This window comes from Halomonas sp. JS92-SW72, from assembly GCF_003547075.1.
GTDB lineage: Bacteria > Pseudomonadota > Gammaproteobacteria > Pseudomonadales > Halomonadaceae > Halomonas > Halomonas alkalicola.
On record NZ_CP032147.1, the window covers coordinates 809309 to 822021 of the forward strand.

A 12713-nucleotide genomic window follows, 5' to 3' on the forward strand; every position below is an offset into this window, starting at 1 on the left:
GGCGAGGCGGAGCGGGGAGTCGGTACCGGCCGTAAGGCGGACCCCATACGAGGGAGTGAAAATGGGTGCACTGACCAAGGCCGAGCTGGCCGAGCATCTGCATGCCGAGCTGGGCCTCTCCAAGCGCGAGGCCAAGTCCATGGTGGAAGCCTTCTTCGAGGAGATCCGGGCCTGCCTGCGCGAGAATGAACAGGTCAAGCTGTCCGGTTTCGGTAACTTCGACCTGCGTGACAAGCGCGAACGGCCGGGCCGCAACCCCAAGACAGGTGAGGAGATCCCGATCTCCGCCCGGCGCGTGGTGACTTTTCGCCCCGGCCAGAAGCTCAAGAGCCAGGTGGAGGGCTACCGCGGCGACGCCTGATTCTTGCCGTGCCGCCCTGCGTTGAACGCCACCCTTCGGGGTGGCGTTCTGCTTTCCTTATACGCCGCCGCCGTTCTCCAGCGCCCAGGTGATCACCACCTTGAGCACATAGCCCAGGATGCCAGCACCCAGCACGACGAAGAGCATGAGGGTGCCGAAGCGTCCGGCGTTGGACTTCTTTGCCAGGTCCCAGATGATGAAGCCCATGAACAGGATCAGGCCACCGATCATGATCGGGGTGATCCAAGTTTCGAAGGTCTGCTGCATGTCGCCTCCGTGCAGGGGTGAAAGACCCAGCATTATACTGGGTCATCCCGCTCGGCGCAGGGCCCGGGGTGCGGCGAAACGCCTCGCCGGGGGATGGGCCGCGTCAATGAGTCGTGTTAATATCCGAGTGGAATTCTCAGGTAAATCCAAGACATGCCCATGCTCAAGATCTTCGTCGGTACCATGTATGGCGGCGCCCTGGACGTCGCCGAGCAGGTCAAGCCGCTGTTCGAGGAGGCCGGCTTCGAGGTGGCCATCCTCGAGAATCCCGTCCTCGAGGACCTCACCGGGTCGGATACCGACCTGGCGCTTTTCTGCGTCTCCACCACCGGCAGCGGCGACTACCCGGGCAACTTCGTGCCCTTCGCCCGGGCCATTGCCGAACAGAGCCCCGGTCTCTCCTCGCTGCGCTACGGGCTGATCGCTCTGGGCGACAGCTCCTATGGCGACACCTTCTGCGGTGCCGGGCGCCAGCTCGACGAGCTGCTGCAGGGGCAGGGCGCCAAGCGTCTCGGCGAGCGGCTTGAGGTCGATGCCATGGAGACCTTCATGGCCGATGACGCTGCCTTGCCCTGGGCCGAGGAGTGGATCGAGTCCCAAGCGCTCAAGGTGGCCTGAGATGGGCACCCAGCCGACCCCCGAGCGGCTCAGCCTGATGCTGGGCCTTACGCTGCTGATGCTGTCGACCATTCCCCGCTACCTGGTGGGCGGCCACGACAACCGCTTCAACCTGATCCTGATCGCCTTGCTGGTGGTGGCCGGCGTGGCGGTGACCCACTGGCGGATGCTCGAGGCCGAGGCACGCCGGCGCCTGCCGCCCCTGATGGGGCGGCTGGGAGTGTGCATGGTGGCAGGCCTGGTGGGTATGGGGCTCTACCATGCCCTGTTCACCGACTTCATCGGCTGGGAGCTGCTGATTGCCCACGGCGCCACTCTGGGGCTGCTGCTGCACGCCCTCGGGCTGTGGATCAAGGCGCCTCGCTAGGCCTGCCGCACGTCAGAAGCCAAAAAGCCACATGCCACATGGAGCAAGCTTCAGGAACCCCCTGGGCTTGCTCCTTGCGTTAGTGAACCTTGATGTCCTGCAGCGTGCTGCTCACCCCAGGGTGTAGCAGGGCTCGTAGTCGCCGGAGAGCTTCATGCGGCCCTGAGCGACGAAGGAGCTGAGGAGCCGGTCGAGGCGCGCCATAAGCTCCTCCTCGGCGTGTAGGCGGAAGGGGCCGTGAGCCTGAATGGCGCGGATGCCCTGTTCCTTGACGTTGCCGGCGACGATCCCCGAGAAGGCGCGGCGCAGGTTGGCGGCCAGCTCATGCACCGGCTGGTTGCGGTGCAGGGCCAGCCCGGCCATGGCCTCGTGGGTGGGCTCGAAGGGCTCCTGGAAGGGGCGGTCGATGGTCAGGCGCCAGTTGTAGTAGAAGGCATCCTGGCGCGCCCGGCGGTACTCGGCCACCGCATCGATACCCTTGCGCATGGCGCGGGCCACCTCGGTGGGGTCGTCGATGATGATGCGATAGCGCTGACGCACCGCTTCCCCCAGGGTGTAGACCAGGAACTCGTCGATGCGCGCGAAGTACTCGGCGCTGTTGGCCGGCCCGCTGAAGATCACCGGCAGCTCCATGTCGGCATTGTCCGGATGGAGCAGGATGCCGAGCAGGTAGAGAATCTCCTCGGCGGTGCCCACCCCACCCGGGAAGACGATGATACCGTGGCCCAGGCGCACGAAGGCCTCCAGGCGTTTCTCGATGTCGGGCATCACCACCAGTTCGTTGACGATGGGGTTGGGTGCCTCGGCGGCGATGATACCGGGCTCCGAGACCCCCAGGTAGCGGCCTTCGCGACGGCGCTGCTTGGCATGGGCCACGTTGGCACCCTTCATGGGACCCTTCATGGCGCCCGGGCCGCAGCCGGTGCAGATGTCCATCTCGCGCAGGCCCAGGTGGTAGCCGACGTCCTTGCTGTACTCGTACTCCTCGCGGGAGATGGAGTGGCCGCCCCAGCAGACCACCAGGCTGGGATCGCGGCCGGGCTTGAGGGTGCCGGCCTTGCGCAGGATATGGAACACGGCGTTGGTGGTGCCCTCGCCGGTGCTCAGGTCGAAGCGCTGGTGGCCCTGGATCTCGTTGTAGACGTAGACGATGTCGCGCAGCACCGAGGAGAGGTGCTCCCGAATGCCGCGGATCATCTTGCCATCCACGAAGGCCTCGGCCGGGGCGTTGGTGAGCTTGAGGCGGATGCCGCGATCCTGCGGGATCACCTCGATATCGAAGTCCTGGTAGGCCTCCATCAGGGCGACGCTGTCGTCGATGGGCGAGCCGCAGTTGAGCACCGCCAGGGAGCAGCGGCGCAGGATGTCGTGCAGGCCGGCCTTGGAGGTGTCGTGAAGGCGACTCACCTCGTGCTGTGAGAGGATCTCGAGACTGCCTTCCGGGGAGATGATGCTGGAGATGGTGTCGGGCATAGAGGCGTCCTTGTCGCGGGTGTCGTCTGTGCCGATGCTATCACGGCACGCCGACGCCCGGTGCTACAATGGGCCGTCCATCTCTCATCTGGCCCGCCATGTTCAACGCGCTCTACTTTCGCACCTTCATCACCCTGGTCGAGACCGGCAGCTTCACCCAGACGGCCCGCCGTCTGGAGATGACCCAGCCTGGGGTCAGCCAGCACGTGCGCAAGCTCGAGCAGTACCTGGAGAAGCCGCTGCTGGAGCGCCACGGCCGGCGCTTCACCCTGACCGAGGCGGGGCGGCGGGCCTATGATTATGCGCTGAAGCTGTTTGCCGACCATGAGCAGTTTCGCCACTCCCTCGATGTCGACTCCCTCTTCTCGGGGGAGTGCCGCCTGGCCTCACCGGGGAGCGTTGGGCTGATGCTCTACCCCTTCCTGCTCGGGCAGCAGCAGATGCATCCCGGCCTATCGGTCAGCTACAGCTTTGCCTTCAACCACGAGATCGTCCAGGACGTGCTGGCCGGCCGCTACGACCTGGGCATCGTCACCGACACCTTGCGCCAGCCCGACCTGAAGGTGGAGCCCTGGCACCGCGAACCCCTGTGCCTGGTGGTGCCGGCGGATTTCGCCGGCAGCGGGCTCGCCGAGCTGATGGGCATCGGCTTCATCAACTACTCCGATGGCCTCAACCACGCCAGTGCGCTGCTGCGCAGTAACTTCCCTCGAGAGTTTCGCTCCATGAGCCACTTCCGGCGCCAGGGCTTCACCAACGAGGTGGGCATGGTGCTGGATGCGGTGGCCCGGGGGCTCGGCTTTACCGTGGTCTCGCGGCTGGTGCTGGAGACTTCGCCCTGGCAGCGCCAGGTCAAGGAGCTGGACCTGCCGGTGGCGGTCCACGAGACCCTGCATCTGGTTACCCGCGCCGGCAGCGAGATGCCGCGCCGCTACGTGCGCCTGCTCGAGGATTTCCGGGAGCAGCGTCGCCAGGCGCTCTCCGGCTTCGGCGAGCTCCCGGCCCCCCTGTGACGGCAGCGCCCGGGCGGGCGCTGCCGCTTGGGTCACTCTCCGCCGTGTGCGTAGGAGACGTAGCGCGCCACGGCGTCGATCTGCTCGCTGGAGAGCGCCTCTTCATAGGCCGGCATCACGCCGACACCGCGAGCAACGGCGGCGCGAATAGCTTCAGCGCTGGGCTTCAGCTCATCCAGGTTGGGCCCAATGGCTCCCGAGGAGCCGGCATCCTGGAGGGTGTGGCAGATGGTGCAGGAGGGGGTCGCGGTTTCGGTGAACACCTGCTTGCCGAGGGTCAGGGTCTCATCGGCAGCGACAGGCAGTGCGGCCAGCAGGATGACGGCCGCCAGCGCGGAGATCCGGGGTCTTGCCATCGGGAGTCCTCTTCTTGCGGGGAGGGCCGGAGAGCGGCCGTCGGCGGCCGCTCTCCGGGGTGCGATCAGGCCACCGTCACGGTGACACCGTGGTCCTCCCAGCCGTTGTGCAGGTAGCCGCGCTCGTTCTCATAACGCTCGCGGGGCTGACTGTTGCCGTCCTCGTCGGTGGCGCGGGAGACGATGCGGTAGTCGCCGGGCGATAGCTCGGTGGCGAGCACGAAGGGGCGCCAGGCATAGGGTCCCAGGTCCGGTCCGATCAGCTCGGCGTCCTGCCAGCTCTCCCCCCCATCCAGGGAGACCTCGACCCTGTCGACGTTCCGGGTGCCGCCGAAGGCGACGCCGTAGATCAGGTTGCGCCCTTCGTGGGCGCTCTCCAGCGGCAGGGTCACCCAGGACTTGACGTTCATCTCCCACATGGAGGGCTGGTCCGGGGAGCCGCCGACGCCGACCTCGCGGATGCGGTAGCCGCTGGTCTGGATCCGCGCCTCGGTCTCCTCTTCGGTCAGGGCAACCCGCTTGACGTATTTGACGTTGTTGACCCCGTAGTAGCCGGGAATCACCAGGCGCAGCGGTCCGCCATGGGCGAGGTCCAGGGGCTCGTCGTTCATCTCCCAGGCGAGCAGGGCCGTCTCCATGGCCTCCAGCGGGACAGAGCGCTCCACCATGATGTCCTTGGGATCCAGCCCCTCGGGAATCTCCTCGCCCCCGGTGCCGGTGAGGAAGCGGACGCCGTCGGCCGGGCCGCCCAGCTCATCGATCACATGCTTGAGGGGCACGCCGGTCCATACCACGCAGCCGGCGGCGCCCACCGTCCACTGGGTGCCACTGGCGCCGTGGGGGAAGAAGGCGCGCCCATTGCCGGAGCATTGCAGCACCGAGGCCACCGAGGTGACGTTCATGCGCTTGAGCTCAGCGACCGTGAGGTTGCGTGGGTTGTTGACGCCTTCGATGGCGACCTCCCAGGCATCCGGGTCGTCGTTGATGCTGGGGTCCGGTGCCGGCAAGTTGTTGCGCACGAAGAGGGTGCGGCTGGGGGTGACCACGCCGCTGCGGATGGCGCCGCGCTGGGTCTCGATGGTCTCGCGGCCGTGGAGGATCAGGTCCTGCTGGCGTTTCCAGGCCACGTAGTCGGGCAGCGTGTCGAGGCTGGCGCGGGCCACCGGGATCAGCGGCATAAGGCCCAGGGCGGCCACGGCACCCACGCCGCCCTTGAGCAGGGTGCGGCGGGCAGGGTTGTCGAGGGTCTGGGGTGGTTCGGGGGGCATGGGGGACGCAGGCATGCCGATCTCCTCTGGTTGTTATCGTATGGAGAGTCGAAGTCGAGTGGGACAGCTCAACTTCATCATAATCATATAAGTTCCTATTCTTGATTCGGTCAAATCGGCACCAACGACAGCGGCCCCGCCGAATGGCGGGGCCGCTGGGTCATTCAGGAGGGGGCGAAGCGCCGTTTGGCGTCTCACCCCCTCTGTTTCGCGGATCAGTCGCGATACTCGTCGATGCTGGGGCAGGAGCAGACCAGTTGGCGGTCGCCGAAGACGTTGTCGACTCGGTTCACCGCCGGCCAGTACTTGGAGGCCTTGACCGCGGCGGTGGGGAAGGCGGCCAGCTCGCGGGAGTAGGGGTGCGCCCACTCGGCGTCCATCAGGTCGGCCTGGGTGTGCGGGGCGTTGACCAGCGGGTTGTCGTCCGCCGGCCACTCGCCGGCCTCGACCCGCGTGATCTCCTCGCGGATCGCGATCATGGCGTCGCAGAAGCGGTCGATCTCGTAGCGGGATTCCGACTCGGTGGGCTCGATCATCAGCGTGCCGGGTACCGGGAAGGACATGGTCGGGGCATGGAAGCCGTAGTCCATCAGGCGCTTGGCGATGTCCTCCTCGCTGATCCCGGAGGCCGCCTTGAGCGGGCGGATGTCGATGATGCACTCGTGGGCCACGCTGCCGTTCTCGCCGCGATAGAGCACCGGGTAGTGCTCGCCGAGGCGGGCGGCGATGTAGTTGGCGTTGAGGATGGCGAGCTCGGTGGCCTCGCGCAGGCCGCGAGCGCCCATCATCTTGATGTAGGCCCAGGAGATCGGCAGGATCGACGCCGAACCGAAGGCCGCCGCCGAGACCGCGCCGCAGTCGGCGTTGACGCCGGGGATGGGAGTGACCACGTGGTTCGAGACGTAGGGGGCGAGGTGCGCCTTGACGCCGATCGGACCCATGCCCGGGCCGCCGCCGCCGTGGGGGATGCAGAAGGTCTTGTGCAGGTTGAGGTGGCTGACGTCGCCGCCGAAGTCGCCGGGACGGGTCAGGCCCACCTGGGCGTTCATGTTGGCGCCGTCCACGTAGACCTGGCCGCCGTGTGCGTGCACGATCGCGCACACCTCGCGCACGTTGGCCTCGAAGACCCCGTGGGTGGAGGGGTAGGTGATCATGATCGAGGAGAGCGCCTCGCTGTGCTGCTCGGCCTTGTCGCGCAGGTCTTCGACGTCGATGTTGCCGAGGGCGTCGCACTCCACCACCACCACCTTGAGGCCGACCATGGCCGCCGAGGCGGGGTTGGTGCCGTGGGCGGAGCTGGGGATCAGGCAGACATCACGGTGGCCCTCGCCGATGGCGGCCTGGTAGCGGCGGATCGCCACCAGACCGGCGTACTCGCCCTGGGCGCCGGAGTTGGGCTGCATGGAGATGTGGTCGTAGCCGGTCACCTCCACCAGGAAGGCGGCCAGCTCGTCGATCATCTGCTGGTAGCCGGCCACCTGGTCGCGGGGCACGAAGGGGTGCACGTTGGCGAACTCCGGCCAGGTGATCGGGATCATCTCGCTGGTGGCGTTGAGCTTCATGGTGCAGGAGCCGAGCGGGATCATCGCGTGGGCCAGCGACAGGTCCTTGTTCTCCAGGCGCTTTAGGTAGCGCAGCATCTCGGTCTCGCTGCGGTAGCGCTTGAAGGTCGGGTGGGTCAGGAAGTCGCTCTCGCGCCGTGACGCCGCCGGAATCCCGCTGGCGCCCTCGGCCACGGCACGCTCATCCAGGGCGGCTACGGAGAGACCGTGTTCCTCGCCCACCAGCACGTCAAACAGCACGTCCAGGTCGTGGGCGGTGGTGGTCTCGTCGAGGCTCACGCCCACGTCGCCATTGTCGAAGTAGCGCAGGTTGATCTCGCGGGTCAGGGCGCGGCCGTGCAGCTTGCCGGCATCCACGCCGGTCAGGCGCAGGGTGTCGAACCAGCTGTCGTGGGCAAGCTGAATGCCCTTCTCGCGGAGGCCCATGGCCAGCAGGGTGGTCAGGCGATGGATGCGGGAGGCGATGGTGCGCAGCCCCTCGGCACCGTGGTAGACCGCATAGAAGCCGGCGATGTTGGCCAGCAGCGCCTGGGCGGTACAGATGTTGGAAGTGGCCTTCTCGCGACGGATGTGCTGCTCGCGGGTCTGCATCGCCATACGCAGCGCCTGGCCGCCGCGGCTGTCCTGGGAGACGCCGATGATGCGTCCCGGGATCGAGCGCTTGAGCTTGTCGGTGGTGGCGAAGAAGGCCGCGTGGGGGCCGCCGAAGCCCATCGGTACGCCGAAGCGCTGGGTCGTGCCGATGACGATATCGGCGCCAAGCGCCCCCGGCTCCTTGAGCAGCACCAGGCTCATGATGTCGGCGGCCACACAGGTCATGATGCCGCGCTCGGCGGCAGCACTGAGCAGCGGCGCCAGGTCATGGACCCGGCCGCTCTCGCCGGGGTACTGCAGCAGAGCCCCGAAGGCCTCCGCCTCGGCCAGCTGCTCGACCGGAGCCACCACCAGTTCGAAGCCGAAGTAGGCGGCCCGGGTGCGCACCACGTCCAGGGTCTGGGGCAGCACGTCATCGGCGACGAAGAAGACCTCGCTCTTGGCCTTCTTGTTGGCGCGGTGGCACAGCGCCATGGCCTCGGCGGCGGCGGTGGCCTCGTCCAGCAGCGAGGCATTGGCCAGCTCCATGCCGGTCAGGTCCATCACCATCTGTTGGAAATTGAGCAGTCCCTCCAGGCGGCCCTGGGAGATCTCCGGCTGATAGGGGGTGTAGGCAGTGTACCAGCCGGGGTTCTCCAGCACGTTGCGCTGGATCACCGGCGGCAGGTGGGTGCCGTGGTAGCCCTGGCCGATATAGCTCTTGAACACCCGGTTCTGACGCGCCAGGCGCTTGAGGTAGTCCAGCGCCTCGGCCTCGCTGCGCGGCGGGTCCAGCTCGAGCTCGCGGCCCAGGCGGATATCCGCCGGCACGGTGCGCTCGATCAGCGCCGAAAGGCTCTCCACCCCGAGGGTGGCCAGCATGGCCGTCACGTCCGCCTCGCGGGGACCGTTGTGGCGTTGCAGGAAGTCATCGTGGGCGGCCAGGTCGGCCAGGCGGCGAGTGTCGATCGGCATGGGGGCACCGTAGCGTGGATCAGGGGCGTCGAGGGGACGACGCGGGCGTTGAAATCAAGGCCCCGGCCAGGGCGGCCGGGGCAGCAGGGAGAGTCGCGGCGGCCTCAATCGTCGGACTGGGCGACGGCGGCGTAGCCGTCGGCATCCAGCAGGTCGTCGAGCTGGGCGCTGTCGTCCAGGCGAACCTTCATGATCCAGCCGTCCGCGTAGGGGGCCTCGTTGACGGTCTCGGGGGCGTCCTCGAGGGCCTCGTTGACGGCGATCACCTCGCCGGCCACCGGGGCGTAGAGGTCGGAGGCGGCCTTGACCGACTCGATCACCCCGAACTCCTCCTTCACGGCGAGGGTGCGACCGACCTCGGGCAGCTCCACGAACACCACGTCGCCGAGCGCCTGCTGGGCGTGGTCGCTGATGCCGATGGTCACGGTGCCGTCACCGTTGTCCAGCACCCATTCGTGGCTGTCGGCGTAGCGGAGGTTGGCAGGAATTGAGCTCATGAGAATTTCCTATACGAAAAAGGTTTTCTGGATGTGCAAATGCTAACGCCATCGACGGCGTTTGGCGAGCCCCCGCGGCGTATCCGGGGCGTACTCCCGCCTCCAAGGGTGGCCCGGCGGTGGCCATTCGTCCAGCCGCAGGCCCCGTCACGGGGAGATTTGGCCTCGTCATTGGTGGTCAACGCCGCCTGGGGTCAAGGCTCGGCGCCAGGCAGGCGGCGCGGGGCGACGATGCCGGCGAGACTGACTATCCTGCGGGTAGAGGCATGGCTTCGCGGGCCCTGTTCGTGTTTCTCATCGGAAACATGTTTTCACCGAATGGGGCAAGAGTTGAAGTTGAGTCATTCGTCAGGCTGGTGAAGAGGCGGCAAGATCCGCTATGTTAGCGCGGTTCGTTTCGTCGATCCTGCGCATGGCCAACGCCACGGCGGGATGATCGCCTGGCATTGCGGGGCGTGGTCGGCGAATCAAAACAACAATCGCAAAGGGAGATTCACGTGGAAACCTTGAACAGTATCTTTGGGGCCATCAACGGCGTGGTGTGGGGGCCGCTGATGCTCATCCTGCTGCTGGGGGTGGGCCTCTACCTCCAGATCGGCCTCAAGCTGATGCCGCTACGCAAGCTCGGCATGGGCTTCAAGCTGATGTGGCAGGGGCGGGATGCCAAGCCGGTGCCCGGCGAAAAGAAAAAGGACGATGACGGCGAGATTTCGCCCTTCAACGCCCTGATGACGGCGCTTTCCGCCACCATCGGCACCGGCAACATCGCCGGCGTGGCGACCGCCATCGCCCTGGGCGGCCCCGGTGCGGTGTTCTGGATGTGGATCACGGCGCTGGTGGGCATGGCCACCAAGTTCGCCGAGGCGGTGCTGGCGGTGCGCTACCGCGAGACCGACAGCACCGGCTACCACATCGGTGGTCCGATGTTCTACATCAAGAACGGCCTGGGCAAGAAGTGGCTGTGGCTGGGCGGTGCCTTCGCCTTCTTCGGGGCCGTGGCGGCCTTCGGCATCGGCAATACCGTGCAGTCCAACTCGGTGGCCGACGCCCTGGATTCCACCTTCGGCATCCCCCATGGGCTCACCGGCGTGGTGATCATGGTGCTGGCCGGCGCGGTGATCCTGGGTGGCATCAAGCGGATCGCCAAGGTAGCCGGCAAGCTGGTGCCGATCATGGGCATCCTCTATGTGATCGCCGGTATCCTGGTGCTGATCGTCAACGCCGGCCAGATCGGCGAGGCCTTCCGGCTGATCTTCTACTACGCTTTCAACCCGATCGCGGCGGCCGGCGGCTTCGCCGGGGCGGCGGTGATGGCGGCCATTCGCTTCGGTGTGGCCCGCGGCATCTTCTCCAACGAGGCGGGCCTGGGCAGTGCGCCCATCGCCCACGCTGCCGCCAGGACCAAGAACCCGGTGCGCCAGGGCATGATCGCCATGCTCGGCACCTTCATCGATACCATCATCATCTGCACCATCACCGCCCTGGTGATCCTGACCTCCACGGTGTGGATCGAGGGGGAGGCCGGCGCCTCGCTGACCGCGCTCTCGTTCGACGCGGCCCTGCCGGGCTTCGGCAACCAGATCGTGTCGGTGGCGCTGGCGGTCTTCGCCTTCACCACCATCCTCGGTTGGTCCTTCTACGGCGAGAAGTGCTTCCAGTTCCTGTTCGGTACCCGCTCGATCATGCTCTATCGGGTGCTGTTCGTGCTGGCGATCCCGCTGGGGGCCATGGCCAACCTGGGCTTCATCTGGCTGATGGCCGACACCTTCAACGCCATGATGGCGATTCCCAACCTGATCGCCCTGGCGCTGCTGTCGCCGGTGGTGTTCAAACTGACCCGGGACTACTTCGACGGCAAGGAGATCCTGCCGGGCGAAGAGCTCGACCACGACAAGGGCTGAGGCCGGCCCGATGACGACGGGAGGTGCCATGGCACCTCCCGTTCTTGTTTGCGAGACTCGAAGACGAGGGAGAGATGATGAGCGAACTCAAGCACACCCCGCTGCATGGGCTGCATCGGGAGCTGGGCGCGAAGCTGGTGCCCTTCGCCGGCTACGAGATGCCGGTTCAGTACCCGCTCGGTGTCAAGAAGGAGCACGAGCACACCCGCAGCGCCTGCGGCCTCTTCGATGTCTCCCACATGGGGCAGCTGCTGCTGCGGGGACCGTCTCCGGCCGAGGCGCTGGAGACCCTGGTGCCGGCGGATATCGTCGGCCTCGAGCCGGGCTGGCAGCGCTATGCGCTGTTCACCAGCGAGGCGGGCGGCATCCTCGACGACCTGATGGTGGTCAATGCCGGGGACCATCTCTACCTCGTGGTCAATGCCGCCTGCAAGGAGCAGGACATCGCTCACCTGCGCCGCGGGCTCTCCGCTGGGCATGAGCTCGAGGTCCTCGACCGCGGCCTGCTGGCCCTGCAGGGGCCCAAGGCCGCCGAGGTCATGGCGCGCCTCTGCCCGGCGGCCTGCGAGATGGTCTTCATGCAGCACGGCCGCTTCGAGATCGATGGCTTCTCCGTATGGATCAGCCGCAGCGGCTACACCGGCGAGGATGGCTTCGAGATCTCGGTGGCGGCCGATCAGAGCGAGGCACTGGCGCGGCGCCTGCTGGCCGAGCCCGAGGTGGAGGCGATCGGCCTGGGCGCTCGGGACTCCCTGCGACTGGAGGCGGGGCTCTGCCTCTATGGCCACGATATCGACACCGAGACCACGCCGGTGGAGGCGGGGCTGGTGTGGGCCATCGGCCAGCCGCGGCGCCGAGGCGGGGAGCGTGCCGGTGGCTTTCCCGGGGCGGATGTGATCCTCCACCAGGTCGCGGCGAAGGATCATCAGCGCAAGCGGGTCGGGCTGCTGGGGGAGGGGCGTGCCCCGGTGCGTGAGGGCGTCGAGCTATTCGATGCAGAAGGGGGGCGCATCGGGATCGTCACCTCCGGCGGCTTCGGTCCGTCGGTGGGGCGGCCGGTCGCCATGGGCTACGTGGCGCTGTCCCATGCTGAGATCGGGATGCAGGTGTTCGCCGATGTGCGTGGCAAGCGCCTGCCGATGACGGTCAGCAGGATGCCCTTCGTGGCGCCGGGCTACTACCGCGGCTGATGCCTTTATACCGTTAGCTTGAACCACCTGTTCAGCAGTGAGATCCTCCCGCTCAGGCTCCACCTGTCGACAACGGCCAGCTCCATGGAGCTGGCCGTTGTCGTTGTGTCCCTGAGGCGGATTCGCCGCTCATTCTCGGCATCATTGTGCCTGGCTTCCTTCCGGAAATTCCTCCTCGCCCTTGCCGTTATTTCGATGCCTTCGTGGCGGTGGAAGCGAGTAACTAACCGTTCACAGTGTTGATATTCCGTCGTGATTGCCGGGGTAATCGGTAACTTGATGTCCCCGGTTG

At 66.8% G+C, this 12713-nt stretch carries 12 protein-coding genes; 6 read left to right on the top strand and 6 right to left on the bottom strand.

Annotation, left to right across the window (positions count from 1 at the left end; genetic code table 11):
• The first annotated feature begins 61 nt into the window (after positions 1-61).
• The gene (gene ihfA / locus D1793_RS03860) at positions 62-361 is read left to right on the top strand and encodes an integration host factor subunit alpha (RefSeq protein ID WP_110068640.1); all 300 of its coding nucleotides are present in this window, start codon (positions 62-64) and stop codon (positions 359-361) included.
• Between the two features lie 57 nt (positions 362-418).
• Here the strand turns inward: ihfA and D1793_RS03865 are convergent, their stop codons facing one another.
• Positions 419-628 carry a DUF2788 domain-containing protein gene (locus D1793_RS03865; RefSeq protein ID WP_119020965.1) on the bottom strand — a complete coding sequence of 70 codons (210 nt, stop codon included), beginning with the start codon at positions 626-628 and terminating at the stop codon, positions 419-421.
• Positions 629-781: 153 nt separating this feature from the next.
• On the opposite strand from D1793_RS03865, the gene D1793_RS03870 reads away from it, so the two are divergent.
• A complete protein-coding gene (locus tag D1793_RS03870) occupies positions 782-1246 on the top strand; it encodes a flavodoxin domain-containing protein (RefSeq protein ID WP_119020966.1) in 465 nt (154 codons plus the stop codon).
• Between the two features lies 1 nt (position 1247).
• Entirely contained in the window at positions 1248-1613 is a 366-nt protein-coding gene (locus D1793_RS03875) for a hypothetical protein (protein ID WP_119020967.1), read from the top strand.
• 111 nt (positions 1614-1724) lie between these two features.
• Here D1793_RS03875 and ppnN read toward each other — a convergent pair whose 3' ends face one another.
• Positions 1725-3086 carry a nucleotide 5'-monophosphate nucleosidase PpnN gene (gene ppnN / locus D1793_RS03880; RefSeq protein ID WP_119020968.1) on the bottom strand — a complete coding sequence of 454 codons (1362 nt, stop codon included), beginning with the start codon at positions 3084-3086 and terminating at the stop codon, positions 1725-1727.
• Between the two features lie 98 nt (positions 3087-3184).
• Between ppnN and D1793_RS03885 the strand changes: the two genes are divergently transcribed.
• On the top strand, positions 3185-4099 hold the full coding sequence (locus D1793_RS03885) for a LysR family transcriptional regulator (protein ID WP_119020969.1): 915 nt from the start codon (positions 3185-3187) through the stop codon (positions 4097-4099).
• 32 nt (positions 4100-4131) lie between these two features.
• Here D1793_RS03885 and D1793_RS03890 read toward each other — a convergent pair whose 3' ends face one another.
• From D1793_RS03890 to gcvH, 4 genes are all read right to left on the bottom strand, one after another.
• Positions 4132-4455: a cytochrome c gene (locus tag D1793_RS03890; RefSeq protein WP_119020970.1), complete on the bottom strand. Its 324-nt coding sequence runs from the start codon at positions 4453-4455 to the stop codon at positions 4132-4134.
• A 65-nt stretch (positions 4456-4520) separates the two neighbouring features.
• On the bottom strand, positions 4521-5738 hold the full coding sequence (locus D1793_RS03895) for a sulfite oxidase (protein ID WP_119020971.1): 1218 nt from the start codon (positions 5736-5738) through the stop codon (positions 4521-4523).
• 200 nt (positions 5739-5938) lie between these two features.
• Positions 5939-8833, bottom strand: coding sequence for an aminomethyl-transferring glycine dehydrogenase (gene gcvP / locus D1793_RS03900; RefSeq protein ID WP_119020972.1), 2895 nt, complete (start codon positions 8831-8833; stop codon positions 5939-5941).
• Positions 8834-8937: 104 nt separating this feature from the next.
• The gene (gcvH, locus tag D1793_RS03905; RefSeq protein WP_110068646.1) at positions 8938-9330 is read right to left on the bottom strand and encodes a glycine cleavage system protein GcvH; all 393 of its coding nucleotides are present in this window, start codon (positions 9328-9330) and stop codon (positions 8938-8940) included.
• Between the two features lie 497 nt (positions 9331-9827).
• Here gcvH and D1793_RS03910 point away from each other — a divergent pair, with 497 nt between their 5' ends.
• A complete protein-coding gene (locus D1793_RS03910) occupies positions 9828-11231 on the top strand; it encodes a sodium:alanine symporter family protein (RefSeq protein ID WP_119020973.1) in 1404 nt (467 codons plus the stop codon).
• Positions 11232-11308: 77 nt separating this feature from the next.
• Positions 11309-12421 (top strand): glycine cleavage system aminomethyltransferase GcvT, encoded by a 1113-nt coding sequence (gene gcvT / locus D1793_RS03915; protein ID WP_119023564.1) that lies wholly within the window; start codon positions 11309-11311, stop codon positions 12419-12421.
• The last annotated feature ends 292 nt before the right edge of the window (positions 12422-12713 follow it).

Coding starts and splice junctions, on each gene's coding strand:
- ppnN (WP_119020968.1), bottom strand. CDS start 3,086: ATGCCCGACACCATCTCCAGCATCATCTCCCCGGAAGGCAGTCTCGAG.
- gcvT (WP_119023564.1), top strand. CDS start 11,309: ATGAGCGAACTCAAGCACACCCCGCTGCATGGGCTGCATCGGGAGCTG.
- gcvP (WP_119020972.1), bottom strand. CDS start 8,833: ATGCCGATCGACACTCGCCGCCTGGCCGACCTGGCCGCCCACGATGAC.
- D1793_RS03895 (WP_119020971.1), bottom strand. CDS start 5,738: ATGCCTGCGTCCCCCATGCCCCCCGAACCACCCCAGACCCTCGACAAC.
- gcvH (WP_110068646.1), bottom strand. CDS start 9,330: ATGAGCTCAATTCCTGCCAACCTCCGCTACGCCGACAGCCACGAATGG.
- D1793_RS03870 (WP_119020966.1), top strand. CDS start 782: ATGCCCATGCTCAAGATCTTCGTCGGTACCATGTATGGCGGCGCCCTG.
- D1793_RS03875 (WP_119020967.1), top strand. CDS start 1,248: ATGGGCACCCAGCCGACCCCCGAGCGGCTCAGCCTGATGCTGGGCCTT.
- D1793_RS03885 (WP_119020969.1), top strand. CDS start 3,185: ATGTTCAACGCGCTCTACTTTCGCACCTTCATCACCCTGGTCGAGACC.
- D1793_RS03865 (WP_119020965.1), bottom strand. CDS start 628: ATGCAGCAGACCTTCGAAACTTGGATCACCCCGATCATGATCGGTGGC.
- D1793_RS03890 (WP_119020970.1), bottom strand. CDS start 4,455: ATGGCAAGACCCCGGATCTCCGCGCTGGCGGCCGTCATCCTGCTGGCC.
- ihfA (WP_110068640.1), top strand. CDS start 62: ATGGGTGCACTGACCAAGGCCGAGCTGGCCGAGCATCTGCATGCCGAG.